Origin of the sequence: Microbacterium zouquanmingi (assembly GCF_052266675.1) — a bacterium.
In the GTDB taxonomy this organism is placed as follows: domain Bacteria; phylum Actinomycetota; class Actinomycetes; order Actinomycetales; family Microbacteriaceae; genus Microbacterium.
In genome coordinates this window covers 196,666-222,317 of sequence record NZ_JBQPRA010000004.1, presented here as the reverse complement: position 1 = coordinate 222,317, position 25,652 = coordinate 196,666, and the positions used below count along the sequence as shown (strand labels likewise).

Annotated in this window: 23 protein-coding genes; 6 read left to right on the top strand and 17 right to left on the bottom strand. The window is 64.8% G+C overall.

Features of this window, described 5'->3' with window-relative positions:
- Positions 1-32: 32 nt before the first annotated feature.
- The 12 genes from ACTU6V_RS11630 to lepA are packed head-to-tail and all read right to left on the bottom strand — an operon-like array spanning position 33 to position 11,826.
- On the bottom strand, positions 33-962 hold the full coding sequence (locus ACTU6V_RS11630) for an NADP-dependent oxidoreductase (RefSeq protein WP_443469320.1): 930 nt from the start codon (positions 960-962) through the stop codon (positions 33-35).
- A gap of 15 nt (positions 963-977) precedes the next feature.
- Positions 978-1,874, bottom strand: coding sequence for a GTPase Era (era, locus tag ACTU6V_RS11625; protein WP_443469321.1), 897 nt, complete (start codon positions 1,872-1,874; stop codon positions 978-980).
- Positions 1,867-3,144: a hemolysin family protein gene (locus tag ACTU6V_RS11620; RefSeq protein ID WP_443475656.1), complete on the bottom strand. Its 1,278-nt coding sequence runs from the start codon at positions 3,142-3,144 to the stop codon at positions 1,867-1,869. The genes era and ACTU6V_RS11620 overlap by 8 nt, the downstream gene beginning before the upstream one ends.
- Complete coding sequence (ybeY, locus tag ACTU6V_RS11615) at positions 3,141-3,602, bottom strand: rRNA maturation RNase YbeY (RefSeq protein ID WP_417511696.1); 462 nt, start codon at positions 3,600-3,602, stop codon at positions 3,141-3,143. The genes ACTU6V_RS11620 and ybeY overlap by 4 nt, the downstream gene beginning before the upstream one ends.
- Positions 3,596-4,624, bottom strand: a complete 1,029-nt coding sequence (locus ACTU6V_RS11610; protein ID WP_443475731.1) for a PhoH family protein — start codon at positions 4,622-4,624, stop codon at positions 3,596-3,598. The genes ybeY and ACTU6V_RS11610 overlap by 7 nt, the downstream gene beginning before the upstream one ends.
- A 52-nt stretch (positions 4,625-4,676) precedes the next feature.
- Entirely contained in the window at positions 4,677-5,024 is a 348-nt protein-coding gene (locus tag ACTU6V_RS11605; RefSeq protein WP_443475655.1) for an HIT domain-containing protein, read from the bottom strand.
- 22 nt (positions 5,025-5,046) lie between these two features.
- Positions 5,047-5,784, bottom strand: coding sequence for a 16S rRNA (uracil(1498)-N(3))-methyltransferase (locus ACTU6V_RS11600; RefSeq protein ID WP_443475654.1), 738 nt, complete (start codon positions 5,782-5,784; stop codon positions 5,047-5,049).
- Position 5,785: 1 nt separating this feature from the next.
- Positions 5,786-6,901 (bottom strand): molecular chaperone DnaJ, encoded by a 1,116-nt coding sequence (dnaJ, locus tag ACTU6V_RS11595; protein WP_443469325.1) that lies wholly within the window; start codon positions 6,899-6,901, stop codon positions 5,786-5,788.
- Between the two features lie 40 nt (positions 6,902-6,941).
- Positions 6,942-7,976 carry a heat-inducible transcriptional repressor HrcA gene (gene hrcA, locus ACTU6V_RS11590; RefSeq protein WP_443469326.1) on the bottom strand — a complete coding sequence of 345 codons (1,035 nt, stop codon included), beginning with the start codon at positions 7,974-7,976 and terminating at the stop codon, positions 6,942-6,944.
- Positions 7,977-8,033: 57 nt separating this feature from the next.
- Entirely contained in the window at positions 8,034-9,272 is a 1,239-nt protein-coding gene (gene hemW / locus ACTU6V_RS11585) for a radical SAM family heme chaperone HemW (RefSeq protein ID WP_443469327.1), read from the bottom strand.
- On the bottom strand, positions 9,272-9,925 hold the full coding sequence (locus tag ACTU6V_RS11580; protein ID WP_443469328.1) for a DUF1990 domain-containing protein: 654 nt from the start codon (positions 9,923-9,925) through the stop codon (positions 9,272-9,274). The genes hemW and ACTU6V_RS11580 overlap by 1 nt, the downstream gene beginning before the upstream one ends.
- Before the next feature lie 50 nt (positions 9,926-9,975).
- The gene (gene lepA, locus ACTU6V_RS11575; RefSeq protein WP_443469329.1) at positions 9,976-11,826 is read right to left on the bottom strand and encodes a translation elongation factor 4; all 1,851 of its coding nucleotides are present in this window, start codon (positions 11,824-11,826) and stop codon (positions 9,976-9,978) included.
- A gap of 193 nt (positions 11,827-12,019) precedes the next feature.
- Between lepA and ACTU6V_RS11570 the strand changes: the two genes are divergently transcribed.
- The 5 genes from ACTU6V_RS11570 to ACTU6V_RS11550 all read left to right on the top strand — a co-directional run bounded on the left by ACTU6V_RS11570 (position 12,020) and on the right by ACTU6V_RS11550 (position 18,526).
- Positions 12,020-13,003, top strand: coding sequence for an ABC transporter permease (locus ACTU6V_RS11570; RefSeq protein WP_443469330.1), 984 nt, complete (start codon positions 12,020-12,022; stop codon positions 13,001-13,003).
- 2 nt (positions 13,004-13,005) lie between these two features.
- On the top strand, positions 13,006-13,932 hold the full coding sequence (locus ACTU6V_RS11565; protein ID WP_443469331.1) for an ABC transporter permease: 927 nt from the start codon (positions 13,006-13,008) through the stop codon (positions 13,930-13,932).
- Entirely contained in the window at positions 13,929-15,857 is a 1,929-nt protein-coding gene (locus ACTU6V_RS11560) for an ABC transporter ATP-binding protein (RefSeq protein ID WP_443469332.1), read from the top strand. The genes ACTU6V_RS11565 and ACTU6V_RS11560 overlap by 4 nt, the downstream gene beginning before the upstream one ends.
- Positions 15,858-15,988: 131 nt before the next feature.
- On the top strand, positions 15,989-17,692 hold the full coding sequence (locus ACTU6V_RS11555) for an ABC transporter family substrate-binding protein (protein ID WP_443469333.1): 1,704 nt from the start codon (positions 15,989-15,991) through the stop codon (positions 17,690-17,692).
- An 81-nt stretch (positions 17,693-17,773) separates the two neighbouring features.
- Positions 17,774-18,526 carry an alpha/beta fold hydrolase gene (locus ACTU6V_RS11550; protein ID WP_443475653.1) on the top strand — a complete coding sequence of 251 codons (753 nt, stop codon included), beginning with the start codon at positions 17,774-17,776 and terminating at the stop codon, positions 18,524-18,526.
- Here ACTU6V_RS11550 and ACTU6V_RS11545 read toward each other — a convergent pair.
- Both ACTU6V_RS11545 and ACTU6V_RS11540 read right to left on the bottom strand, forming a co-directional pair.
- Positions 18,447-19,685 (bottom strand): MFS transporter, encoded by a 1,239-nt coding sequence (locus ACTU6V_RS11545; RefSeq protein ID WP_443475652.1) that lies wholly within the window; start codon positions 19,683-19,685, stop codon positions 18,447-18,449. The genes ACTU6V_RS11550 and ACTU6V_RS11545 overlap by 80 nt on opposite strands.
- A 59-nt stretch (positions 19,686-19,744) precedes the next feature.
- Positions 19,745-21,094 carry a GH1 family beta-glucosidase gene (locus tag ACTU6V_RS11540; RefSeq protein WP_443475651.1) on the bottom strand — a complete coding sequence of 450 codons (1,350 nt, stop codon included), beginning with the start codon at positions 21,092-21,094 and terminating at the stop codon, positions 19,745-19,747.
- Between the two features lie 198 nt (positions 21,095-21,292).
- Here ACTU6V_RS11540 and rpsT point away from each other — a divergent pair, with 198 nt between their 5' ends.
- Complete coding sequence (gene rpsT, locus ACTU6V_RS11535; RefSeq protein WP_443469337.1) at positions 21,293-21,553, top strand: 30S ribosomal protein S20; 261 nt, start codon at positions 21,293-21,295, stop codon at positions 21,551-21,553.
- 61 nt (positions 21,554-21,614) lie between these two features.
- On the opposite strand, the gene holA is transcribed toward rpsT, so the two are convergent.
- From holA to ACTU6V_RS11520, 3 genes are read right to left on the bottom strand one after another with little or no spacing between them, the layout of a single operon-like run.
- Positions 21,615-22,652 (bottom strand): DNA polymerase III subunit delta, encoded by a 1,038-nt coding sequence (gene holA, locus ACTU6V_RS11530; protein ID WP_443469338.1) that lies wholly within the window; start codon positions 22,650-22,652, stop codon positions 21,615-21,617.
- A gap of 10 nt (positions 22,653-22,662) precedes the next feature.
- Positions 22,663-25,008, bottom strand: coding sequence for a ComEC/Rec2 family competence protein (locus ACTU6V_RS11525; protein ID WP_443475650.1), 2,346 nt, complete (start codon positions 25,006-25,008; stop codon positions 22,663-22,665).
- Complete coding sequence (locus ACTU6V_RS11520) at positions 25,005-25,616, bottom strand: helix-hairpin-helix domain-containing protein (protein ID WP_443475649.1); 612 nt, start codon at positions 25,614-25,616, stop codon at positions 25,005-25,007. Before ACTU6V_RS11520 ends, ACTU6V_RS11525 begins: the two co-directional genes overlap by 4 nt.
- Positions 25,617-25,652: the final 36 nt, after the last annotated feature.

Sequence of the window (25,652 nt, the reverse complement as noted above, 5' to 3'; positions counted from 1 at the left end):
GCGCCAGACATTCACCAAACCGCCTGCTCGGATCAAGGGATGAGCGCGATCTTCCCGCCGGGGTGCCCCTCCGCCAGGAAGCGGGTGGCCTCGACCGCATCTGCGAGCGGATAGGTGCGTGCGACGGGAACCTCCAGCAGTCCCTGCTCGGCCGAATCGACGAGATCACCACGGATGCTGTCGCGGAAGCGCGTGCTCTCAGGGAGCGCCCCGACGATCCAACGGAACCCGTCGCGTTCCGCGCGCGTCGGCGTCACGATCGTGACGATGCGACTGCGGTCGGCGACGAGCTCGAGCGAGGCATCGACTGCTTCATCGGTTCCCGCGGCATCGAGGGCCGCGCTGAAGTGTGCACCCGCCGCATCCCGAGCGCGCGAAGCGAGGCCGTCGCCGTACGCGATGGGGATGCCGCCGAAGCGCCGCACGTCATCGAAGCGCGCTTCGCTGGCAGTGCCGACCACGCAGATGCCCTGGCGCGCCGCCTGCTGCAGCACGCTCACGCCGACCGCGCCCGATGCACCGTGGAGGAGTACGGTATCCCCTGCCTTCGCATCGACGGCGGCGAGCATCTCGGCAGCGGTCGTGCCGACCAGGAGCAGGTTCGCCGCAGCCGCGTGCGTGAGCGTGGTCGGTTTGGCGAAGGCCTTCTCCGCAGGAATCGTGACCTCTGTGGAGTAGCCGCCGCTGACGCGGAACGCGACCACCTCTTCACCGATCTCAGCCGGTCCCGATCCGATGACGGTGTCTGCGCCGATGGCGACGATCTCGCCGGAGACCTCGTAGCCGATCGCCACGGGGAACTCCACGCCCTGGCGTGCGAGGTGCTTGCGATCAGCCGGATTCATCCCCGCCGCCCGCACCCGAACGGTGATCTCACCAGGACCCGGCGCCGGCACTTCGTACTCGACGAATACCCAGCTGTCCGGGGTGCCCGGCTCTGTTGCGATCCAGTGCTTCGCCATTGCGGCGCCTCTGTCTCAGAACCCGAGCCGGCCGAGCTGCTTGGGGTCGCGCTGCCACTCCTTGGCGACCTTCACGTGCAGACCGAGGAAGACCCTGGTGCCGAGAAGCTCTTCGATCCCGACACGCGCGCGCTTTCCGACATCCGCGAGGCGCGAGCCCTTTCGTCCGATGATGATCGCTTTCTGGCTGTCGCGCTCGACGACGATCTGAGCGTGCACGTCGGTGAGGTCAGTGCCCTCTCGCGGGGCGATATCATCAACGATCACGGCGATGGAGTGCGGCAGTTCATCGCGCACGCCCTCGAGCGCTGCTTCGCGAATCATCTCGGCGATGCGATCTTCGACGGACTCGTCGGTCACGACGCCCTCCGGATACAGCGCTGGCCCTTCCGGCATGAGCACCAGCATCTCGTCGGTGAGAACGTCGAGCTGCTCGCGTGTGAGCGCTGAGAGCGGAATGACTGCGGCCCAGTCCTCCCGCAGTGAATCGACCTCCAAGAGTCGCTCGGTGATCTGGTCGCGCGTGGCGACGTCAGTCTTGGTAACGATCGCGATCTTCTTGGCGCGGGAGTATCCATCCAGCGACGCGGCAATGCGACGGTCGCCGGGACCGACCTTCTCGGTTGCCGGCACGCAGAAGCCGATCACATCGACATCTCCCAGCACCTGCTCGACGAGATCGTTGAGCCGTTCGCCGAGCAGTGTCCGAGGCTTGTGGATACCAGGCGTGTCCACGATCACGAGCTGACCGGCTGGGCGATTCAGGATGCCGCGGATCGCGCGTCTGGTCGTCTGCGGCTTCTCACTGGTGATCGCGATCTTCTCGCCGACGAGCGCGTTCGTCAGCGTGGACTTGCCGACGTTGGGGCGTCCGACGAACGTCACGAACCCGCTTCGGGTGTTCTCAGTCATCTTCTGTCTCCTCTGCTGGTGCGGCAGCCCGCTCCACAAAAACTGTTGCGATGCCGCGTCCTCGACCGCGCGATGCGCCTCCGGTCAGTACGAGTCCATCGATGGTCGCGGTGACGCCCGGCTGCGGAACCTGGTCCACTGCCTTGCCCAGAAGACCGCCGATGGAGTCGACGTCTTCATCCTCGAGCTCGATGCCGAACAGATCGCCGACATCGTCCAGCGACAGTCTCGCGCTGACGCGGTACTGGTTCGGGCCGAGCTCCACGATCTCTGCCGCCGCGCGATCATACTCGTCGGAGATCTCACCGACCAGCTCTTCGATGAGATCCTCGAGGGTGACGAGACCGGAGATGCCACCGTGTTCGTCGATGACGAGGCAGACGTGCACGGCGTCGCGCTTCATCTGCTGAAGCAGGGTCTCCGCGCGCATGGATTCCGGCACGAACGTTGCTGGCCTGGCGATCGGGCGAATAGACGCCGTCCGCCATGCGGTGTCATCGCGATAAGCGAACTGGACGAGATCCTTAAGGTAGAGGACGCCCACCACATCATCCGCGTCGTCATCGACCACCGGCATCCGCGACACCCCACGCTGCAGGAACAGCGACATCGCCTCATCGGTGGTGGCCGCGGCATCCACGGTGACCAGGTCGGTGCGGGGCACCATGACGGCGCGCACGAACTGGTCTGTGAAATCGAAGACCGAGTGAATGAGGTCGCGATCGTCTTCTTCGATGAGGTCGTTGGATGCTGCCTCATCGACCATGCTCAGCAGCTGATCCTCGCTCGTGAACGAGCTGCGGCCGGCGCCAGGAGTCACCTTGTCACTCAGCACCACGAGCCCCTGGGCCACCGGCCCGAGAATGACCCGAAGACTGCGGATGATCGACGCCGTCCTGCGAATCATCGTCTCCGAACGCTGCCGTCCGAAAGTCCGGGGGCTGGCACCGACGAGGACGAACGTGATTCCCGTCATCAGTACCGCAGCGGCGAGCATCGCCCACCACACGTTCTCGAACATGATCGTGAACGCCGCGGTCACGAGCACCGCCGCGGTCACTTCGACGAGCACTCGGATGAAGGAGACAGCGTTCACGTGCGCGTCGAGGTCGTCCGCGATGCGACTGAGCGCGACAGAGTGGCGTCCTTCGAGTGCCATCTCATCGAGATCGGCGCGAGAGGTCACCCCGTATGCCGCATCTATGGCGGCCATGAGACCGCCGAACGCCACGAGCAGCACAGCGGCGATCAAGAAGAGGATCTCGGTCATCGGCTGCGTTCAGCGCGCGCGAAACCCGCAATGAGCTCCTTCTGCAGACCGAACATCTCACGCTCCTCGTCGGGCTCAGCATGGTCGAACCCGAGCAGGTGCAGAAGCCCGTGAGTCGTGAGAAGGATGAGTTCATCCATCAGCGTGTGGCCGGCTGTCTGGGCCTGGGCTTCCGCAACCTGCGGGCACAGCACGATGTCGCCGAGAAGGCCAGGAGCCGTCGGCCGGTCCTCCGTGCCTGGGCGCAGCTCGTCCATCGGGAAGCTCAGCACATCTGTGGGGCCGGGTTCGTCCATCCACTGAACGTGCAGAGCCTCCATGGCACCCTCGTCGACGAGGACGATCGCGACCTCAGCATCCGCACTGACGTGCAGCTGCGCGAGGTTGAAATCGGTGAGGCGCTGCAGAACCGTCTCATCGACCTCGATGGCCGACTCGTTGTTGATCTCGATCATGATGAGTGTCCTCGTCTGGGCTGGCGATCGCGGGGGCCGGGGCGCGGGGTCGCGCGCCGATCTGCGCGATTGGCGAATTCATGCGCCTGCTCACGTTCATGCCGTGCCGCGGTGCGCTGCTCGTCATACTCGCTGTACGCGTCGACGATTCGACCGACGAGCGAGTGGCGCACGACATCGTCACTGGTGAGCCTGCTGAAATGGATGTCATCGATCTCGTCGAGCACCCGTGTGACAAGGCGCAGGCCGGATGCTCCCTGCGGAAGATCGACCTGCGTGATGTCGCCGGTGACGACCATCTTCGTGCCGAACCCGAGGCGCGTCAGGAACATCTTCATCTGCTCGGGCGTGGTGTTCTGTGCTTCGTCGAGCACGACGAACGAGTCGTTGAGGGTGCGTCCGCGCATGTATGCGAGCGGGGCGACCTCGATCGTTCCCGTCGCCATCAGGCGAGGCACGATCTCCGGGTCCATCATCTCGTTCAGCGCGTCGTACAACGGACGCAGGTACGGATCGATCTTGTCGGTCAGTGTGCCTGGCAGGAAGCCGAGCCGTTCGCCTGCCTCCACCGCGGGACGGGTGAGGATGATGCGAGTGACTTCTTTGCGCTGCAGGGCCTGGACGGCCTTCGCCATCGCAAGGTAAGTCTTGCCGGTTCCTGCGGGACCGATTCCGAATACGATCGTGTTCTCTTCGATCGCGTCGACGTACTCCTTCTGGCCCGCCGTTTTCGGACGGATGACCTTGCCGCGCGTGGAGAGAATGGCCTCACCGAGCACCTCGCTCGGACGCGGCCCCGTCTCGTTGCGCATGAGCCTGGCCGATGTCTCGACGTCAGAAGGAACGAGGTCTGCACCCTCGCGGGTGATCGTGATCAGCTCATTGACCAGAGCCTTCGCCGCCGCGACGGGGCCCGGTTCTCCGCTGAGTGTGATCTCGTTGCCGCGCACATGAACCTCGACATCCGGATGCTGCTTCTCGAGCATGCGGAGCAGCCGGTCCTGTGGGCCGAGCAGTTGCACCATGGCGACGCCGTCGGCGTAGATGCGCTCTGCCACAGGCGGGGTGTTCGATTCGTCAGAAGCCAACGAGCTTGTTCTCCTCGAAATTGCCGAGCACGTGAGCGTGCACGTGGAAGACGGACTGCGCGGCGCTGGGTCCGTTGTTGAAGATCAGACGATACTCGCCGTTCGCGTGCTCGTCGGCGATCTGCTTCGCGACGGCGACCATGTCGGCCAAGAGCGCGGGGTCGCCTGCGGCGAGCTCCGTCACATCGCGATACTGCTCAGTCTTCGGAATGACGAGCATGTGCAGCGGAGCCTGCGGGTTGATGTCGCGGATCGCGAAGACCTTTTCGGTCTCGACCACGATGTCCCCGGGAATCTCTCCACTGAGGATGCGCGTGAAGATCGATGGTTCGCTCATGTGCTCATTCTATGCGGCGCCCTCACCAGCGGCCCAGAGCCACCGACAGCACGGCGATCGCGGCGGGCCCGGCTGTGGAGGTGCGAAGCACCGTTTCTCCCAGACGCACGCGCTCAGCGCCGGCTACTCCCAGCTTCGTGAGCTCCTCAGGGCTGATCCCGCCCTCTGGCCCCACGACGAGAACGATGTCCTGCTGCGCGTCGGGGGCGACGGTGATCTCCGAGAGCCGTACCGTCGCGGTCGGATCGAGCACGAGCATCCTGGTTTGTCCTGCGAACTCTGCCAGCTGCCCTGTCGTGAGCGGCTCGGTGACGCCCGGCACCCACGAACGATGCGCCTGCTTCGCCGCCTCGCGCACGATCGTCGCCCAGCGCTCTCGGCCCTTGGCGGCTTTCGAGCCCTCCCAGCGCGAAATGCTGCGCGAGGCCTGCCACGGAATCACCTCATCGACCCCGAGTTCGCAGGCCGCCTGCACGGCGAGCTCGTCACGATCGCCCTTGGCAAGCGCCTGCACGAGGATGAGGCGCACGGCCGGAGCATCCACAACGGCACGCGCGGTGATGGTGACATCCACGCGGGATGCCGACACATCCCGCACCGTGCCCTCGAGCCATCTGCCGCGGCCGTCTCCGATGGTCACCGACTCGCCCACGCGCACGCGGCGGACCACGGCTGCGTGCTTGGCCTCCGCACCCGATAGCGAGACGGTATCGCCGATGCCGGCATCGGACGATCCGTCTACGAGAAAGTGCAGTGCCATATCAGTGCCGGAATCGGTCGCGCAGCTTGGAGAACAGCCCCTGCTGGAACTGCGCCAGCTGCGGATCAGGCGACTTCTGCTTCTTGGCGAAGTCCTCGATGAGCGCGCGCTGCGCGGAGTCGAGCTTCGTGGGCGTCACGACCTGCACCCCCACGCGAAGATCTCCGCGCTGGTTGCCCCGCAGAGGAGTGATCCCGCGACCCTTGATGGTCAGTACGTCGCCGGACTGCACGCCGGGTCGGATCTCCAGATCGACCTTGCCGTCGAGTCCGTCGATCGAGGTCTCGGTGCCGAGGATGGCATCGGCCATCGACACCTCGAGCGTTGCCAGCAGATCGTCGCCGTCGCGGCTGAACGCCGCGTGAGGAGAGACCGTGACCTCGATGTACAGGTCGCCGTTCGGGCCACCGGCCTGACCGACCTCGCCCGATCCGGGCAGCTGCAGACGCAGTCCCGTCTCGACGCCGGCCGGAATGTCCAGTGCAACAGTCCGACGCGAGCGCACGCGCCCCTGTCCGCTGCACGTTCCGCACGGGTGCGGGATGACTGTGCCGTAGCCCTGGCAGCTTCCGCACGGCGCAGAGGTCACGACATTGCCGAGCAGGCTCCGCACCTGGCGCTGCACGTGGCCGGTGCCATGGCAGATGTCGCACGTGACAGGCTGCGTACCCGGTTGCGTGCACGAACCCTGGCAGGTCTCGCAGAGCACGGCGGTGTCGACCTCGATGTCACGGTGCGCGCCGAAGATGACGTCGCCGAGATCGAGGGTGACACGCACGAGCGCGTCTTGGCCGCGTTCTTTGCGTGAGCGGGGGCGACCACCGCGGCCGCCGCCCTGCGATGCTCCGAAGAAGGTCTCGAAGATGTCGCCGAAGCCACCGAACCCGCCGAAGTCGCCGCCGCTTGCGCTGTCTCCGCCGCCCATGTCGTAGCGTCGCCGGGAATCGTCGTCGCTGAGTACGTCATAGGCATGCGTGACGAGCTTGAACCGCTCGGCCGCATCCTCCCCCGGGTTCACATCGGGGTGCAGCTGACGTGCCAGCTTTCGGTACGCCTTCTTGATCTCGTCCGTCGATGCGTCCCGTGACACTCCGAGAACCTCATAGTGGTCCGCCACAATCACCTTCCTGCGTCTGCGTGCTGTTGTCGCGCGCCGCTCAGCGGCCCGCTTCGTCTTCGTCGAGCAGCCGCGACAGATAGCGGGCTACCGCCCGTGCCGCCGCGAGATTGCTCGGATAGTCCATCCGCGTCGGCCCCATGACGCCGACGCGCGCCGTTCCACCCGGTGCCAGGTAGTTGCTCGCCACGATCGATGCCTCCGGAAGCCCGAACGGCTCGTTCTCTGCGCCGATGCTGGCTGCGAGGCCGTGTTCGTCTGGCACCATCTCGCTCATAAGACGCAGCAGCGTCACCTGTTCCTCGATCGCCTCGAGGAGTGGGTGAATGCTGCCGCGGAAGTCCTGTTCACGACGAGCGAGAGTCGCAGCCCCTGCCATGACCAGCTTCTCCTGACGGAACTCCGCCAGCTCTTCGCCGATGATGACGGCCAGCTGCTGGAGCGCCTTGTCGGTGTTCGCCCCCGTGCTGTCGCTGAGGAGCGTCTGCACCCTGTCCGTCGCCTCGCGAACCGTCTGTCCGGTGAGCAGCGCGGAAAGCCGTGCGCGCAGCACTGCGACGTCGGAATCGTCGAGATCGACGGGCAGTCCGGCGATCCGTTGCGATACGCCGCCGGCATCGGTGACGAGCACGACGAGAAGCCGATTGGGTGCAAGCGGCACCAGTTCGATGTGCGTCAGGTGGGCGCGGGCGAAAGAGGGGTACTGCGCGAGTGCGACCTGGCCGGTGAGCTGAGTGAGCACCCGCACGGTGCGAGCCATCAGGTCATCGAGATCGGCAGGCTCCGTCAGGAACGACTCGATCGCACCGCGCTGGGCGCCCGAAAGCGGACGCAGCTGGGCGAGGTGGTTGACGAAGACGCGGTAGCCCTTGTCGGTGGGGACTCGACCCGATGACGTGTGCGGTGCAGCGATGAGCTCTTCATCTTCGAGGAGTGCCATGTCATTGCGGATCGTCGCCGCCGAGACTCCGAAAGAGTGACGATCAACGATCGATCTGCTGCCGACGGGCTCATGGGTCTCGACATAGTCCTGCACGATCGCACGGAGCACCTGAAGTCCACGTTCACTGACCATCATGCGCTCCTCTCTGCTGGCACTCACACGCTAAGAGTGCCAATTCTACCCGTTCGGCTAGTCAGTCAGCTCGCGTACAACGGCATCGGCGAGCAGACGGCCCTTGAGAGTCAGCCGGATCCGGCCAGCGAAAGCGCTTGCCGCGTCGACGAGACCATCAGCGATGAGTCCTGCCACACCCGCCCGGTTGCCCTCTGGGAGGTCGGAGATGGCCATGCCATCTGAAAGCCTTGTTTCCAGAAGCACGCGTTCGAGAAGATGCGATCGCCGATCGGGGCGCTCGGTTCCTGCCGCGGGAGATTCGGATGCCGCGAGCCGCTGCGCGTACGCCGCCGGATGCTTCACATTCCACCAGCGCAGTCCTGCGACGTGGCTGTGGGCGCCGGGGCCGAAGCCCCACCAGTCGTTCCCCCGCCAGTACGCGAGGTTGTGCCGGGATCGATTGTCCGATTCGTTCCCTGAGCCCGTCGAAGGGCGCGCCCAGTTGCTCACTTCGTACCAGTCGAACCCCGCATCGGCGAGCCGCGCATCGACGAGCTCGTACATATCTGCCTGGAGATCGTCGTCCGGTGTGGCGACCTCGCCCCGGCGGATCTGCCGCGCGAGCTTCGTGCCGTCTTCGATGATCAGTGCATAGGCGGAGATGTGGTCGGAGTCCAGCGCGATGGCCGCGTCGAGCGAAGCTTCCCAATCGGCGAGCGACTCCCCGGGTGCGCCGTAGATCAGATCGACGCTGACCGCGAGTCCAGCATCCTTTGCAGCATCCACAGCAGTGCGCACGTTCTCTGGCTGATGAGTGCGGTCAAGGGCGGCAAGCACGTGCGGAACCGCAGACTGCATTCCGATCGAGAGCCTGGTCACCCCGGCATCCACCAGGGTGCGCACCACGTCGGGCGTCACGGTGTCGGGGTTCGCTTCTACGGTCACCTCAGCGCCGTCTGCGATTCCGAAGGCGGATACCGCGGCATCCAGCATCTTCGCGAGGTCCCCGGCTGGGAGCAGCGTCGGAGTCCCCCCGCCGAAGAAGACCGTGTCCATCGGACGCAGTGCGCCCGCCTCTGCAAGGACACGGCGTGCCAGCGAGATCTCCGTCAAGAGAGTGTCGGCGTACTCATCCTGCCGGGCGCCGCGCAGCTCACCCGACGTATAGGTGTTGAAGTCGCAGTATCCGCAGCGGACGCGGCAGAACGGCACATGCAGATATGCCGAGAACGGCACGTTCAGATCAATAGGCAGGTCTGCAGGCAGGCGGCCGTCGACGGGGGCTGGATCACCGATCGGAAGAGGACCCGCCATCAGAGCGGCGTCGCATACAGCGGCGAGATCGCACGCAGGTAGCGGGCGAAGAGCTCTTTGCGGCGCCGTTTCACAAGACCAGGAATGAAGCGGTAGAGCACGGAGTTGGGAGCGTCGAACGCTCGCACCGTGAACCAGACCTCGTCGGTCTCCTCATGCCAGTCGATCTGGAACAGCTCCTCGCCGCTGACTACAGAGCCATCGACGGTGCCGAGCACCAGGCTGATACACCGCGGGTCCTCGGTGGCCGAGATCACGCGCAGCTGCGCGTCTGCGCTCATGCCGGCGACGCGTCCGTGCAGCCGGAGAGTCATCCCGGGGCCCGCGAACGGGGTACCCTCAGCGTCGAATCGCTGCTCGATTTCGCGCTTCACCGGCGCGACAGGGTTTCCTTCAGCGTCAAAGCTCACACCGGCGTATGCCGGCCCGGATGCAGGGCGCACATCCTCGACGCTCAGACCCGCTGCACGTTGCGCGGTCCATGACAGGAGCGAATCTCCCGCAGTGCGGAAGCGCTCCTCGCCGCTGCCCAGGCGCCAGCTCGCCTCAGCCGGGATGCTTCGCTCCGGTGGATACTGCATGAGATCGGGCGCATGGGTTGCTCCCACGGCCGCATAGTCCACCGTGCCGTCTCGGAAAGTCCCGCGCCGCATGAGATCCAGACTACTTGTGTTACCTGAAGGAATCCCGCCGTCGGGGTCCGTTACTTCTTGTCCTTGGTCTCGACGTCGCCGGAGAGCGCAGCGATGAACGCCTCCTGCGGAACCTCGACGCGGCCCACCATCTTCATGCGCTTCTTGCCCTCCTTCTGCTTCTCGAGCAGTTTGCGCTTACGGCTGATGTCACCGCCGTAGCACTTGGCGAGCACGTCCTTGCGCAGGGCGCGGATCGTCTCGCGGGCAATGATCCTGGCACCGATGGCCGCCTGGATCGGAACCTCGAAGTTCTGACGAGGGATGAGCTTGCGAAGCCGCTCAGTCATGAGCGTGCCGTATGCATATGCCTTCTCCCGGTGGACGATGGCACTGAATGCGTCGACCTTGTCACCCTGCAGCAGCACGTCGACCTTCACCAGGTCTGCGGTCTGCTGCCCCGCGGGCTCGTAGTCGAGGCTCGCGTAGCCCTGCGTCTTGGACTTGAGGTGATCGAAGAAGTCGAACACGATCTCACCCAGCGGCATCATGTAACGGAGCTCGACGCGCTCTTCACTGAAGTACTCCATGCCCAGGAGCGCCCCGCGACGAGACTGGCATAGCTCCATCACGGTTCCGACGTAGTCCTTGGGCAGCAGGATCGCTGTCTTCACCATCGGCTCGGCGACGGAGGCGACTCGGCCATCAGGGTACTCGCTCGGGTTGGTGACGACGACGGTCTCACCGGTGTCTGTGGTGACTTCGTAGATCACGCTGGGAGCGGTGGTAATCAGATCGAGCCCGAACTCGCGGCTGAGGCGCTCCGTGATGATCTCGAGGTGCAGAAGACCCAGGAACCCACAACGGAATCCGAATCCGAGAGCGACCGAGGTCTCCGGCTCGTACTGCAGCGACGCATCCGACAGCTTGAGCTTGTCGAGCGCCTCGCGCAGGTCACCGTAGTCGCTGCCGTCGATCGGGTAGACGCCGGAGAAGACCATCGGCTTCGGGTCGGTGTAGCCGGCCAGGGCTTCGGTCGCCGGAGCGCGCGAGGTCGTGACCGTGTCGCCGACCTTGGACTGGCGCACGTCCTTCACGCCGGTGATCAGGTAGCCGACCTCGCCAACACCGAGTCCCTTCGAGGGGATCGGCTCAGGACTCGATACGCCGATCTCGAGCAGTTCGTGGTTGGCGTTGGTCGACATCATCTGGATCCGCTCTCGCGGCGAGAGGTTGCCATCGATCATTCGGACGTAGGTGACAACGCCTCGGTAGGAGTCGTACACCGAGTCGAAGATCATGGCTCGGGCCGGAGCATCCGCGTTTCCCACCGGAGCCGGGATGTCAGCGACGATGCGGTCGAGCAGCTCTTCTACGCCCTGTCCGGTCTTGCCGGAAACGCGCAGTACGTCCTCGGGCTTGCCCCCGATGAGGTCGGCAAGCTCCTTGGCGAATCGATCGGGGTCTGCGGCAGGGAGGTCGATCTTGTTCAGCACCGGGATGATGTGCAGATCGTTCTCGAGCGCGAGGTAGAGGTTCGCAAGAGTCTGCGCCTCGATGCCCTGCGCTGCGTCGACCAGCAGAATGGCACCCTCGCAGGCCGCAAGAGAACGCGAAACCTCGTAGGTGAAGTCGACGTGACCGGGCGTATCGATCATATTCAGCGCGAAGGTCTCGTCCTGCCCTGCCCACGGCATCCGCACTGCCTGGCTCTTGATCGTGATGCCCCGCTCGCGCTCGATATCCATACGGTCGAGGTACTGCGCGCGCATGTCGCGATCCGACACCACACCGGTGATCTGGAGCATGCGGTCCGCGAGGGTCGACTTGCCGTGATCGATGTGAGCGATGATGCAGAAGTTTCGGATCTGCGAGGGCGGCGTCGCGGCAGGCGAGAGCGGAGTGAGAGCGCGTGGTGACATGTCCTCGACAGTCTACGTGAGGGGCTCCCAATGCTCGATTCGCGTGCTTCTGATGTTCAATCGGGCAATTGCGGTGATAGTCTCGCGAGGTTGCTCTGTACAACTCGATGACATTGAGTTTCAGCTGCAGCCCGACTCCGTACCAGTCGTATCGGTCGATCCCGAGCGCGCCTGCAAAGAGAAAGACACCATCTTGATCAAGTATCTCCTGCGCCGCACCCTCGGCTGGCTGATGATGATCGTGATCGCCACAAACATCACGTTCTTCCTCGCCTGGGGCTTCCTCAACCCGAGGAACAATTTCGTCGGTCGACGACCTCCGCTCAGTGAAGAGCAGATCGTCAACCTCCTCGAACCACGCAACCTCAGTGACACTGTGCCGATCTGGGAGAGGTGGTGGAACTGGTTCAGCTCGATCCTGTTCCGCTGGGACTGGGGCGTGAGCCCCACCGGAGGATCAGTCAACGAGCAGATCGGCTACCGCATGTGGGTCAGCGCCGAGCTCGTGCTCGGAGCCACGGTCCTCATGACCGTGCTCGGCATCGCACTCGGTGTGTACACCGCGTCGCGCCAGTACAAGCTCGCCGACCGCATCGGCCAGGCGACGTCGATCATCACGATGAACATCAACATCATCGTCGCGGCCCTCGGCATCGTGCTGCTCGCGATCGGCCTGAACAATCTCGTCGGCACCCGCATTTTCTACGTCACCGGAGCCTCCAGCAAGGGTGTCGAAGGCTTCTTCCCGGTGCTGATAGACAAGTTGCAGCATCTGACCCTGCCGACGATCGCGCTGGTGATCGTCGGATACGCGGGCACGCACTTCCTGCAGCGCTCACTGCTGCTCGACAACATCAACGCCGACTACGTGCGCACCGCTCGCGCCAAGGGCCTCACCAAGCAGCAGGCCATTCGCAAGCACGCACTGCGCACCTCGCTCATCCCTGTCGCGACCCAGGTTGCCTTCAGCATCCCCGGGGTGTTCACCGGCGCGATCCTGACCGAGATCATCTTCGCCTGGAACGGTATGGGCAAGTACTTCCTCGAGACCATCAACAAGAGCGACATCAACGGCGTCGTCGCCACCGCGGCCTTCGCCGGACTTCTTACCGCGATCGGGGCGATCCTCTCCGATGTCGCGGTCGTTGCCCTCGACCCGAGAGTGCGGGTGAGCTGACCATGAGCGACATGATCGACCCCACAGTGCACGCCCCCACCGATTCGGTGCTCGCTGAGACCACCAGCAAGCCCATGTCGAAATGGACGCTCTACTCGCGGCGCTTCATGCGCAACAAGCCCGCCGTCGCCGGCATCGTGATCTTCGTTCTGCTCGTGTTGTTCGCGATCATCGGACCGCTGATCGGGCGTTACGATCACATCGAACTCGACTTCCTGAACCTCGGCACCGGCCCATCCGCCGACCACTGGTTCGGAACGACAGCAGCAGGCAACGACACGTTCGCCCAGGTGGCGCTCGGCACCCAACGTTCGCTGATGATCGCCGTGACTGTCTCGGTCGGCGTCACGATCCTCTCGGCCATCATCGGCACGGCAGCTGCCTACTTCGGCGGGTGGACAGAGAAGATCACCCTCACCGTCATCCACTTCATGATGGTGATCCCCAGCTTCCTCATCCTTTCGCTGATGTCGAACCGCGCAGGCGGAAACTGGCTGGTCATCTCGTTGATCATGGTGTTCGTCGTCGGCTGGTACTTCCCGGCACGCGTGGTCTGGACAACGGCCCTTTCACTGCGTGAGCGTGAGTACGTGCATGCGGCGCGCTACATGGGCGTCTCCGGAATGCGCATCGTGATGCGCCATCTGCTGCCCAACATCGGCTCTCTCCTGGTGATCAACTTCACGCTGGGAATCGTCAGCGCGGTCATGGCAGAGACGGGACTGTCCTTCATCGGCTTCGGCGTGAAGATCCCGGATGTCTCGCTCGGATCCCTCATCGGTACCGGCGCCAACACCATCACCAGCGCACCGTGGCTGTTCTACTTCCCCGCGGCGGCACTGACGCTGCTCACCGTCTCGATGGCCCTGGTCTCAGACGGTCTGCGCGATGCCCTCGATCCGACTTCGGCGGCAGGAGGCCGCGCATGAGCGCCATCATCTCGGTCCGCGACCTCAAGGTCAGCTTCGCCTCAGAGGCAGGACGCGTGGATGCCGTCCGCGGCGTCTCCTTCGATCTGGAAGCCGGCAAGACGCTCGGCATCGTCGGTGAATCCGGCTCCGGAAAGTCGGTCACCTCGCTTGCGATCATGGGGCTTCTCGATGAGAACGCCAAGGTCACCGGCTCGATCATGTACGACGGGCAGGAGCTGCTCGGCAAGACAGACAAGCAGATGTCCGTCATTCGCGGCAATGGCCTCGCGATGATCTTCCAGGATCCGCTGACCTCGCTGACCCCGGTGTTCACGATCGGCGATCAACTGATCGAGGCGCTGACGGTGCACCGCGGTCTGTCCAAGAAGCAGGCGTGGGATCGCTCGGTCGAGCTGCTGCGTCTGGTCGGTATCCCCCAACCGGAGAAGCGTATGAAGGGCTTCCCGCACGAGTTCTCCGGCGGCATGCGCCAGCGCGTGGTGATCGCCATTGCGATGGCGAACAACCCGAAGCTCATCATCGCCGACGAGCCGACGACTGCTCTGGATGTCACCATCCAGGCGCAGATCCTCGATCTGATCGAGAAGGCTCAGGACGAGACGGGGGCTGCAACCATCATGATCACTCACGACATGGGCGTTGTGGCGCGCATGGCCGATGACGTCATGGTGATGTATGCGGGCAAGCCGATCGAGCATGCCCCTGTCGGCGAGCTCTTCCACCACACGCGGATGCCGTACTCGATCGGACTTCTCGGTGCGATCCCGCGCGTGGACAAGGCCGAGAAGGAACCACTCGTTCCGATCAAGGGAAACCCTCCCCTGCTGATCAACCTGCCGGACGCCTGCCCGTTCGCTGATCGCTGCCCGATCGTGATCGATGCCTGTCGCACCCGTGAGCCCGACCTCATGGAGGTCGCGACCGGTACCGGAGCCTCGCACCAGGTCGCCTGCATCCGTGCAAACGAGATCGAAGACGGCGGACAGCTCGGCGGGCTGCCGGTCTACCCCATCCGCGAGGTTCCCGAGAGCGTCCTGACGCGCACACCGCGTGAGGAGCGCCCTGTCACTCTTGACGTGCGCAACCTGAACAAGACGTTCTCGCTCATGAAGGGCGCCTTCATCAAGCGCAGGGTCGGCGAAGTCCACGCCGTCAAGAACGTCACGTTCGACGTGCGCGAGGGCGAGACGATGGCCATCGTCGGTGAGTCCGGTTCTGGAAAGACCACAACGCTCCTGCAGATCATGGACCTCGTCAAGCAGCAAGACGGCGACATCATCATCAACGGCACCAGTGTCAACGACATCACCAGCCGCAAGATCGAGCGACAGGTGCGTCGCGACATCCAGATCGTCTTCCAGGACCCGATGGGTGCGCTCGACCCGCGCATGACGGTCGCGGACGTCATCGCCGAACCGCTGCGTGCCATCGGAACGCCGAAGGACGAAGTGCACCGTCGCGTCAAAGAGCTGATGGACCTCGTAGGACTCAACCCGGCACACGTCGATCGCTTCCCCGGCGCGTTCTCGGGTGGCCAGCGCCAGCGCATCGGCATCGCCCGTGCACTGTCGACCAACCCGAAGATCATCGTGCTCGATGAGCCGGTCTCCGCACTCGACGTGTCGATCCAGGCCGGTGTCATCAACCTGCTCGACGAGCTGAAGGCGAAGCTCGACCTGTCCTACCTGTTCGTGGCGCACGATCTCTCGGTCATTCGGCACATCGCAGATCGCGTCGCGGTCATGTATCTCGGCGATTTCGTCGAGCACGGTGACGTGCAGGAGATCTTCGAGAATCCGAAGCATCCCTATACGAAGGCGTTGCTCTCGGCGATTCCCGTACCAGATCCCGACATCGAGCGCAGCCGCGAGCGACTCATCTTCAACCCCGAGACCATGCAGGCGGAGCCTGTCGTCCGTTGAATTGTTAACGGCCGGTAACGCTCGGTCACCGTCCGATAACAGTTAAGGGCGATTCACTGTGCTCACAGTGAATTCGGCCACCGTGCGAACTATTCTCGCCTTATGACACGCCGAAAGGCGAAAGGAGCACCATGAAGCAGCACAAGCTGATGGGGGCGCTCGCGTTCAGCGGAGCCCTCGCACTCGCCCTTGCGGGCTGTGCAGCTGACACCGGCAGCAACGGTGACAGCGGCAACACGCCCGTCGAGACGAAAGCCTCGGACTACAACCCGCAGCCTCGCGAGAACCTGAAGACGGGCGGGGAAGCCCGCTTCGCGATCAACGAGATCCCAGAGCAGCTGAACGCCTTCAACGGAGATGGTTCTGCCGACACTGCCCGCATCGCCGCGTGGTACATGCCGCAGATCCTGCTGCAGAAGGATGACGGCACCCCGTACAAGAACGACGCGTACCTCGACGAGTGGAAGATCGACACGGTCGACGGCAACACCCAGATCACCTTCACCTTCACGGATGAGGCGCACTGGAACGACGGCTCCCAGATGGACTGGACCGCCATCGAGGCGACGTGGAAGGCCAACAACGGCACGAACGAAGAGTTCAACCCGAATGCGACCGACGGCTACAAGAACATCGCCTCGGTTGAGCAGGGAGACACCGCGAAGACCGCGATCGTCACGTTCGACGGCGAGTTCGCCTGGCCGGAGATGCCGTTCCTCACGGGCATCATCCACCCCGCACTGAACGACCCGGCGACCTTCAACGAGGCGATGATCGGCGACCCGCACGCTGAGTGGGGCGCAGGCCCGTACATGATCGACGAGTTCGACGCCAACGCCGGCTACGTCTCGTTCGTGCCCAACCCCGAGTGGTGGGGCAACGAGCCGCTGCTCGACAAGGTCTCCTTCACCGCACTCGAGGCTTCGGCTGCCATGAACGCGTTCAAGGCTGACGAGATCGACATGGTCGGTGTCGGCACCAAGGACCGCATGGAGCAGGTCAAGGACATGAAGGACATCACCATCTACCGCTCCACGCAGACCGCGAGCACCCTGCTCGAGGTTGACGCCGACAAGCCGCAGTTCGCGGATGTCAAGGTCCGCGAGGCGTTCTTCAAGGCTGTCAACATCGACCAGCAGAAGGAGATCGCCTGGAACGGTCTTGACTACGAAGAGGCGCCCGCCGGCTCCCTCACGCTGTTCCCGTTCCAGCCCGGCTACGAGGACGCACTGTCCGAGGCCGGCTGGAAGTTCGACCCCGACGCCGCCAAGAAGCTGCTAGACGAGGCTGGCTGGGTCGAGGGCGAAGACGGCATCCGCGAGAAAGACGGCGAGAAGCTGTCTGTCGTGTACCCCATCTTCAGCGATGACCCGACGATCCAAGCGCTTGCGAAGGCTCTGCAGGCACAGGAGAAGGCTGTCGGCATCGACGTTCAGATCGACGTTCGCCCGTCGACCGACTTCTCGAACGACTACACCTCGAAGAACTGGGACATCGCGTCCCTGCGCTTCACCTCGTCCGACCCGTTCGGTGCTGCCTGGTTCTGCCAGCTGTACTGCATGGACATGGGCCTGAACCTCTCCGGCGTCCAGACGCCTGAGATGGACCAGCGCATCCACGACGAGGTCGAGTCGCTGACGACCGCTGACGAGCAGACGGCCGCAGCCATGAAGCTCGAGGCGGAGATCTTCCAGGAGTGGGGCCTCATCCCGCTCTACAACGGCCCGTCGATCTCGGCTGTCAAGACCGGTCTTGCCAACCTCACCCCTGAGCCTTACGTGGGCCTGGACGGCTTCGGCGTCCAGCCCGTTGAGGACATGGGCTGGGAGAAGTAATACTTCGACAGTGAAGGCGGGGTCGCAGGTTCTACCTGCGGCCCCGCTTTTTCGTGTTCCAGCGGCTCGTATGCTGGAGCTGTGAGTATCCAGGTCGTCCTCGTCCACGGCATCCGCACGTCTCGCACCATGTGGCGTTCACAGCTCGAGCATCTTGCCGAGCGCGACATCCCCGCCGTTGCGGTTGACCTCCCGGGTCATGGATCACGCATGGCGGAGCCCTTCACCCTCGACGGCGCGTTCACAACCGTCGATGAGGCCGTTCAGGATGCCGCGGCCAGAGGTCCCGTGCTCCTCGTCGGCCATTCCATGGGAGGCCTGGTCTCGGTCGCTTATGCGGGAGCCGAAGCTGCTCCCCCCGTCGCCGGTTTCATCGGCGCATCGTGCACCTCGTTTCCGCGCGGCGCGGCTCTTGCGACGTATCGCACGTTCGCGCGAACCTTCAACGCCCTGCCCGATCAGGGCATGTGGCTGACGAACCGCGTGCTCGCAGCTACTCTCCCCGACGACACCAGACCGGACTTCGGCGCCGGCGGCTACGCGCTCGACGCGCAGGATCTCGCCCTCGCCAGCCTCGGCGGGCTCGAACTCGCCGCGGACCTGCGACGCCTGCACATGCCGCTGTGGTGGATCAACGGACAGTTCGATCAGCTGCGGATGCAGGAGCGCCTCTTCCAGCGGCTCACTCCGCATTCCGAGCTCATCGTCGTGCCTCGCACCTCGCACCTCGTGACCGCGATGCGGCCACGAGTCTTCAACGCGCTGCTGGATCTGGCTGTGGCAACTCTTCAGAACCAGGCGACGCAGTCGCAGGGTACACTGCGATCGTCATGATCCCGCCGAGGACAGACAGCACTCCTGCAGTGAGGAAGAGCAGCCAGAATCCGCCCACCAGTGCCACAAGTGCGGCGCCCAGCAGCGGCCCCAGCAGCTGACCGAGGTTCGCTGAGACGTTCACCACACCCAGATCACGTGCGTGATGCTCTGGACGCGGGAGCAGATCGGTGGCAAGCGCGAGGCTCACTGCCATGTACGCGCCGTATCCGACACCCATGACGCCGGCTGCGATGGCGGTACCGGTGAAGGTGGGCGAGATCAGGATCATCACCGCCGAGAGCGCTTGCACGAGCGCCGCGATGATCACGATGGACTTCCGCTTTCCCGTGCGGTCGGAGATCGATCCGGCGATGATGGATGCCGCGACGACGAAGACCGTATAGATCACGATGAGCACCAGAAGATCGTCCTCTGCGCGGTCAGCGGGCGACCCGACGCCGTACAGCAGGAAGAACAGCAGCAGCGCGGTGCCGAGCGCGTTTCCGAGGTTCACGGTGAGACGACTGGCGAGCACCCACCCGAAGTTGCGGTCCTGCAGTGCACCGAGTCGCTCGCGCCACGTCTGCTGCGCCGAGGGCGTGATGGTGTGCGCGGCCTTCGGATCCGGCAGCAACAACGCGGTTCCGATGCCGACGACGAGGATGAATCCTGCCAGTGCGACGTAACTCGCCCCGATGCCCAAGCCCAGCAGCACCACAGCACCCACTCCGACGACGATTCCGACGGCCTGCGCGGAGCTCACAAGGGCCGATGCCGCGCCGCGCTGCGCGAAGATCTGGTCGGCGATCATGGCGGTCAGCGACGCGGAGACCACCGCCACGCCGATCGATACGCCGACCCAGGCTGCGCCGACGGCAACCGGGTCGGTTGCGGAACCGGTCAAGAGCAACGATGCCGCCGTCAGCAGCGACCCGCCGATCATCCAGGGCCGACGTCGCCCCCACCTGGAACGCGTGCGGTCAGAGAGCGCCCCTGCCAGCGGCCCCGCGATCACACCTGCCAGTCCGCCGATCGAGAGAATGAGTCCCGACCAGATGACGCCGGTGATCCAGTCTGCGGGCCCGCCGGGTGTGTCCAGTTGCAGCGGCAGGAGCAGTTGGACAGGGGTCAGCTGAACCGTCCACACCGCCAGCCACGCCAGGCCGAACAGCGTCATCCACGCGCCACCGACTCTGCCGCTTCGTGGCGAGAGGCCCTGTCGTGCGGGCACACCACTCATCGCGTGCCTGCGATGAGAGCGCGGTACCACTCGAACGAGGCCTTGGGCGTGCGCACGGAAGTCTCCTGATCGACGTGCACGAGACCGAAGCGCTGGGTGAAGCCCTCGGCCCATTCGAAGTTGTCGAGCAGGCTCCACACGGTGTACTCCTCGACGTCGACGCCCTGCGCCACCGCATCCGCCACCGCACTGATGTGGCCCGCAGCATATGACACCCGGTCACTATCGTCGATACGCGAATCGGTCTTGTCGGGTTCGGGGAATGAAGCGCCGTTCTCCCCGATGATGATCGGCGGCAGCGCGTCGCCGTAGCGCTTCTTCGCATCGACAAGGAATGCGGTGAGCGCGGCGGGCTCAACCGGCCACAGCTCGCCGAATCCGGTGTGCTTCGCACCGGGAGTCGGCACCTGAACGAACGGAACCGGCGCGCCCTCGGGCGCAGCCGCGATCGTCGTTGGATTGTAGAAATTCACGCCATAGAAATCGGATGCCGCGGCGATCGCCTGCATATCGCCCTCCTGAATCGGCATCTCCGCCCCGAAGGGCGAAAGATCCGGATAGCTGCCGGTGAGTACGGGCTCAGCGAAGAGTCTGTTGTGGATGAGGTCGTACAGATGAGCGGCAGTGCGATCAGCATCCGTATCGGCCGCGGGCCTGACCCAGGTGTGGTTGTTCACGATGCCGACGCTCTGCGCACCGTGCGCCCGCAGCGCGGCAACAGCACGACCGTGCGCGAGCAGTTGGTGGTGAACGGTGGGAAGGCAGCCGAACAGCAGCTGCTTGCCGGGGGCGAGCTTGCCGATCGCATAACCCTGCAGCGAGGTCGAGACCGGTTCGTTGATCGTGTACCAGTCCTTGACCCGGTCGCCCAGAGCCTGCGCGACGATCGTGCTGTACTCTCCGAAACGCTCTGCGGTATCGCGGGCGAGCCATCCTCCTTCCGCTTCGAGCATGGAAGGCAGATCCCAGTGATAGAGCGTCGGGAATGGTGTGATGCCGGCCTCGAGCAGACCGTCGACGAGTCGGTCGTAGTAGGCGATCCCCGCCGTGGATGCGGCACCCACCCCGTCCGGCTGCACACGCACCCACGAGATCGAGAAGCGGTACCGGTCGACGCCGAGAGTGCGGAGCAGGGCAATATCCTGGGGCGCCCGGTGGTAGCTCTCGGGCCCGGGCTCTGCAGCGGACCCATCGAGCACGCGCCCCGGTGTATCGACGAAGTCATCCCAGATCGATCTTCCGCGTCCGTCAGCGGTTCGGGCTCCTTCCACTTGAAAAGCCGCTGTCGCTGCAGACCAGCGGATTCCCGCAGGCACGTGGAAGGTCGGAATCGACGCATCCGTCATACAGAGCTCCTTTGCTCGGGTATGCCCAGCTTGCCGCATCCGAATCGCTCAGCGCGAGAGGCGGGCAAAGGAAAGTCCGCAGACCTGGTAGACTTGATTCTTGGCTTGCGTGTGGGTTTATCCCTCACGACCGTCGGACAGCAGCCCTCTTCCTGCTTACGACACACTCCATCCATCCCTGAACGAAAGTTTCCACGCGTGGCAAACATCAAGTCGCAGATCAAGCGCATCAAGACCAACGAGAAGGCGACCCTGCGCAACAAGGCCGTCAAGTCCGAGCTCAAGACTCATGTCCGCAAGACCCGCGAGGCCATCGCCTCCGGTGACAAGGCTGTCGCATCGGCAACCCTGCAGGTGGCGTCGACGAAGCTCGACAAGGCCGTCAGCAAGGGCGTCATCCACGAGAACCAGGCCGCGAACCGCAAGTCTTCGCTTGCCAAGCAGGTTGCTGCTCTCTGAGCTCAGTTCTCACACTGAATTTCGAAGGCCCGTTCCCCTCAAGGGAACGGGCCTTCGGTGTTCATTCGCCGAACGGCGTGCGAGTGGCGATGACAGCAACCATCCGCTCCAGTGCGAAGATCGGATCGCGAGCCGCGCCCTTCACCTCAGCATCGGCTCTGGCCGTCGCCTGAATCGCAAGGCCGAGCGATCGTTCATTCCACCCGCTCAGATCGCGACGGGCACGATCGACCTGCCAGTCCTTCATCCCGAGCCTCTGGGCGAGACTGCGACTGGGTTCGCGCTGACCGGCAACCCGGGCCATCGTTCGCAGTTTCATGGCGAAAGCCGCGACCATCGGCACCGGATCAGCACCGGAGTCGAGCGCGTGCCGCAGCGCCACGAGCGCTTCACCATAGCGACCGGCGATCGCGGTGTCGGCGACGACGAAGGCCGAGACCTCGACGCGGCCGCCGTAGTACTTGTTGACCGTTTCCTCACTGATGTCGCCGTCGACGTCGCGGAGCAGCTGCTGGCACGCGGAGGCGAGCTCGGTGAGATCGTCGGCAAAGGCAGAGACGAGTGCTCGCAGGGCGTTGGGGGCGATTCTGCGGCGGGCGGCCTTGAACTCGCCAGCAGCGAAGTCGACCCGGTCACTATCGCGTTTGATCGTCGGACACGCGATCTCGATGCCGCCGCCTGAGCCGCCTCGCAGGGCATCGAGCAGCTTCTTACCGCGCACGCTCGCTCCGGTGTGGCGCAGGATCACGGTCGCACCCTCCTGCGGGTGCTCGAGATACGAGACAGCCTCTTGAATGAAGGCATCCGTGCATTTCTCGACGCCGGAGACCCGTACCAACCGCGGTTCGCCGAACAGCGATGGTGACGTGAGCGCAAGCAGTGTTCCTGGAGCGTAATCGTCGGCGCGAACGTCACTGACCTCGAGCGCCGGATCTTCGGCCCGCAGATAGTCGCGGATCCCCGCGGTCGCACGCTCCGCACAGACTTCTTCTGGGCCCGAGACGAGGACGACAGGAGCAGGTCGAGGCTCGCGCCAGGACACCTGCGCGACCTTCGTCGCCTTCGCGCCGCCACGAGCTGAGGAACGAGGTGCGGCCATGAATAAGAGCCTACTCGGCGTCGCCGACATCATCCGCCCCGCCGGGGGCGTCATTGCGCTCTGTCCACACCGTCAAAGCCTCACCATCGAGGCCGATCAGGATTCGCCCCTGCTGATCGGTTCGCAGCGTGAGCGCGCCCAAGGACGCGGTGATGTCAATCGTCTCCGTTCTCGGATGTCCGTAATCGTTGTCGGCGCCTGCGCTGAAGATCGCGACGCGGGGATGGGCTGCCGCATACAGACCTGGATCCTGGTCTGCACTGCCGTGATGGGCGACCTTCACCACCGTGTAGTTCCCGTGCAGACTCGCGGTGAGCATTCTCTGCGGCACCGCGGAGAGATCACCGAGGAACAGCGAGCGCGGAACTCCCCCGCCATCGAACTCCAGCACGACGCTCGCGTCATTGCCCGCTGGGAACGCTGCAGAGTTGGGGCGCGGCCACAGTACACGCCACTGCGCGCCGCCCAGACTGCCCTGCATCCCCGCAGATGCCGATACCACCCGCGCTCCCGCGCTTTCGAAGTCCTCGAGCAGGTGGCGTTCATCCGATGACGCCGTGGGCCCGTGGAGCACCGTGTCAACCCTGCCGACCACGCTCCCCGCCGCACCGACGTGGTCGGCATCGAAGTGTGTGAGGACCAGCAGATCGATGCGGTCGACGCCGAGAGCGCTCAGACACGTCAACAGGGGTTCGGGCTCCATCCCGGTATCGATGAGCGCAATGCGCTCTTCAGAACGCAAGACGAGCGCATCGCCTTGGCCGACGTCGCAGGCGGAGATCGACCAAGACTGCGGAACGGTGACGCCTACGAGCGGGCCTGTGAGCAGCACCCGCGCTCCGAGCAATCCGCTCGCTACGACCACCACGCCGACAGACGCGATCCGCGCCCAACGTGCCAGCGCACCCGCGAACGGCGTAGTGCCGGCGAGCAAGAAACCGATTGCGACGCTCAGCATCGCAACGACGAGCGCCGCGCCGATCCCCGGCAGCACCAGGACTGTCCCCCCTGGCACCGCAGCCGACACCGTCGCCGTCGCCGAGATCCATGCGGCGGGCAGCCAGGCGGATGCGGCGAGCAGATCCGCCAGCGGTGGGATCGGAGCGGCAAGACAGGCCAGCAGCCCCACGACCGTCGCGATGGGAGCCACTGGATCTGCGAGCATGTTCGCCGGGATGCCGATGATCGACTGCTGCTCGGCGAACAGCGCGATGATCGGGCCGCACGCCAGCTGGGCCGCGACCGGAATGCCGATCGCGAGGGCCAGCGGCTGCGGCATCCATCGCGACATTCCCCTGGCGAGCGGCGGCGCGAGAACGATCAGCGCTGCGGTTGCGGCCGCCGACAGCGCGAAGCCCGGCGTGGCTGCGAGCCACGGGTCGGAGATGAGAATGCCGGCTGCAGCAAGACACAGCACTCCCACACCGGCACCCGGCCTTCCACAGAGCAGCGTCAGCATCGCGAGCGCAGCCATCACTGAAGCTCGAATGACGCTCGGCTCAGGCGTGACGAGCACGACGAATGCTGCCAGCGCAGCCAGCGCCAGCACCACGCGCAGTGCGCGTCCGCCCCCGCAGAGTCCGACCAGCCAGAAGACGGCGCCCACGACGATCGCGCAGTTTGCGCCGGAGACGGCGGTCAGATGGCTCAGACCGCTGGTGAGCATCGCCGCATTGAGCTCCTCGGTCACTGCCCTGGTGTCGCCGACAGCGAGCCCGGGCAGGAGGCCAGCGCCCGGTTCAGGAAGCTTCGTGGCACGCTCGACGAAGTCTTCCCGCACCTGAGCGGCGATACCGAACGCGCCCTGAGCAGGTTGCACTATCTCGACCCGCATCCCGAAGACCACGAGCACTGCCCGTTCACCCGGATCAGTCGCCATCGCGTCTCCCGCGATCCGGATGACAGCCCCGAGATCGAGCCCGCTCTCCGGGTCGACTCCGACGCGGATCGGCACCGAGAGCGGCTCCGGTGCACCGAGCGTGCCTGCTCGCATCGTCTGCACGTCGAACCAGAGCCGACCATCAGCACCCTTCGATGATGAGGACGAGATCTCACCGACCACCTCGATGACCCGCCCACTGAGCTCAGTGGCAGCGTCGCGTTGCGGTACCGCGAAGCCCGCAGTCATCGCCACGGCCGACATCCCGAGAAGGATCACGGCAGCAAGCCCTCCCTGCGGGCGAGCGCCATCCATTCGCCGCCACATCAACAGCAGCGCGATCACACCACCGATGCACGCGACTCCCACCACCCACCAGGAGATCTCTGGCACGAAAACGCACAGCAGAGCAATACCCCAGATGAGGAGAGCCAGCGGCACGAGTCGCAGATCACGCACGCGGGTGCCGCCGTTCACACCCGCACCAAGTCCCGAACGCCCGCGAGCAGCTTCTCACCGATGCCCGACACAGCGAGCAGATCGTCAACCGATCCGAAGCGCCCGTTGGTCTCGCGCCACTCGATGATTCTCTGCGCGATCGCCGGGCCGATGCGCGGCAGAGTCTCGAGCTCCGCCTGGTCGGCGTTGTTGAGATCTATGAGGTCATCTCCGACGACGCCTGACCCTCCTCCTTCTGCTGCTGCTGTGCCGATCATAGGAACGACCAGCTGCTCGCCGTCGCTCAGGAGACGGGCGAGGTTGACAGCCTGCAGATCTGCATCGTCGAGAGTGCCGCCGGCGGCAGCGAGAGCATCCACTACTCTCGCATCCGACTCGAGTACGTAGAGTCCAGGTTGCTGGACCTGCCCGAGTACATGCACGTACAGCTCGCCACCCTCGACGGCGTCTTCGGCCCCCTCCTCGGCTGCGATCTGCACCGTCTGTGACGGCTGCGCCTGGCCGCGCATGATCCCGAGACCCACGGCACCGGAAAGCACGACCAGGCCAAGCACAACCGCCGCGCCGATGCTCAGCCGCAGACGCGACCGCGCGGGGGTCGCAGGCGCGGAATCACGGGCTGGCACCCCGCCACGCTACGGCGATGAACGCGTCCGAACCCG

What these genes read in the sequence shown, in the direction of transcription:
- ACTU6V_RS11630 (WP_443469320.1), bottom strand. Translation starts at nt 962, where the DNA reads ATGGCGAAGCACTGGATCGCAACAGAGCCGGGCACCCCGGACAGCTGG.
- era (WP_443469321.1), bottom strand. Translation starts at nt 1,874, where the DNA reads ATGACTGAGAACACCCGAAGCGGGTTCGTGACGTTCGTCGGACGCCCC.
- ACTU6V_RS11620 (WP_443475656.1), bottom strand. Translation starts at nt 3,144, where the DNA reads ATGACCGAGATCCTCTTCTTGATCGCCGCTGTGCTGCTCGTGGCGTTC.
- ACTU6V_RS11610 (WP_443475731.1), bottom strand. Translation starts at nt 4,624, where the DNA reads ATGGTGCAACTGCTCGGCCCACAGGACCGGCTGCTCCGCATGCTCGAG.
- ACTU6V_RS11605 (WP_443475655.1), bottom strand. Translation starts at nt 5,024, where the DNA reads ATGAGCGAACCATCGATCTTCACGCGCATCCTCAGTGGAGAGATTCCC.
- ACTU6V_RS11600 (WP_443475654.1), bottom strand. Translation starts at nt 5,784, where the DNA reads ATGGCACTGCACTTTCTCGTAGACGGATCGTCCGATGCCGGCATCGGC.
- hrcA (WP_443469326.1), bottom strand. Translation starts at nt 7,976, where the DNA reads ATGGTCAGTGAACGTGGACTTCAGGTGCTCCGTGCGATCGTGCAGGAC.
- hemW (WP_443469327.1), bottom strand. Translation starts at nt 9,272, where the DNA reads ATGGCGGGTCCTCTTCCGATCGGTGATCCAGCCCCCGTCGACGGCCGC.
- ACTU6V_RS11580 (WP_443469328.1), bottom strand. Translation starts at nt 9,925, where the DNA reads ATGCGGCGCGGGACTTTCCGAGACGGCACGGTGGACTATGCGGCCGTG.
- lepA (WP_443469329.1), bottom strand. Translation starts at nt 11,826, where the DNA reads ATGTCACCACGCGCTCTCACTCCGCTCTCGCCTGCCGCGACGCCGCCC.
- ACTU6V_RS11565 (WP_443469331.1), top strand. Translation starts at nt 13,006, where the DNA reads ATGAGCGACATGATCGACCCCACAGTGCACGCCCCCACCGATTCGGTG.
- ACTU6V_RS11560 (WP_443469332.1), top strand. Translation starts at nt 13,929, where the DNA reads ATGAGCGCCATCATCTCGGTCCGCGACCTCAAGGTCAGCTTCGCCTCA.
- ACTU6V_RS11555 (WP_443469333.1), top strand. Translation starts at nt 15,989, where the DNA reads ATGAAGCAGCACAAGCTGATGGGGGCGCTCGCGTTCAGCGGAGCCCTC.
- ACTU6V_RS11545 (WP_443475652.1), bottom strand. Translation starts at nt 19,685, where the DNA reads ATGACGCTGTTCGGCCTGGCGTGGCTGGCGGTGTGGACGGTTCAGCTG.
- ACTU6V_RS11540 (WP_443475651.1), bottom strand. Translation starts at nt 21,094, where the DNA reads ATGACGGATGCGTCGATTCCGACCTTCCACGTGCCTGCGGGAATCCGC.
- holA (WP_443469338.1), bottom strand. Translation starts at nt 22,652, where the DNA reads ATGGCCGCACCTCGTTCCTCAGCTCGTGGCGGCGCGAAGGCGACGAAG.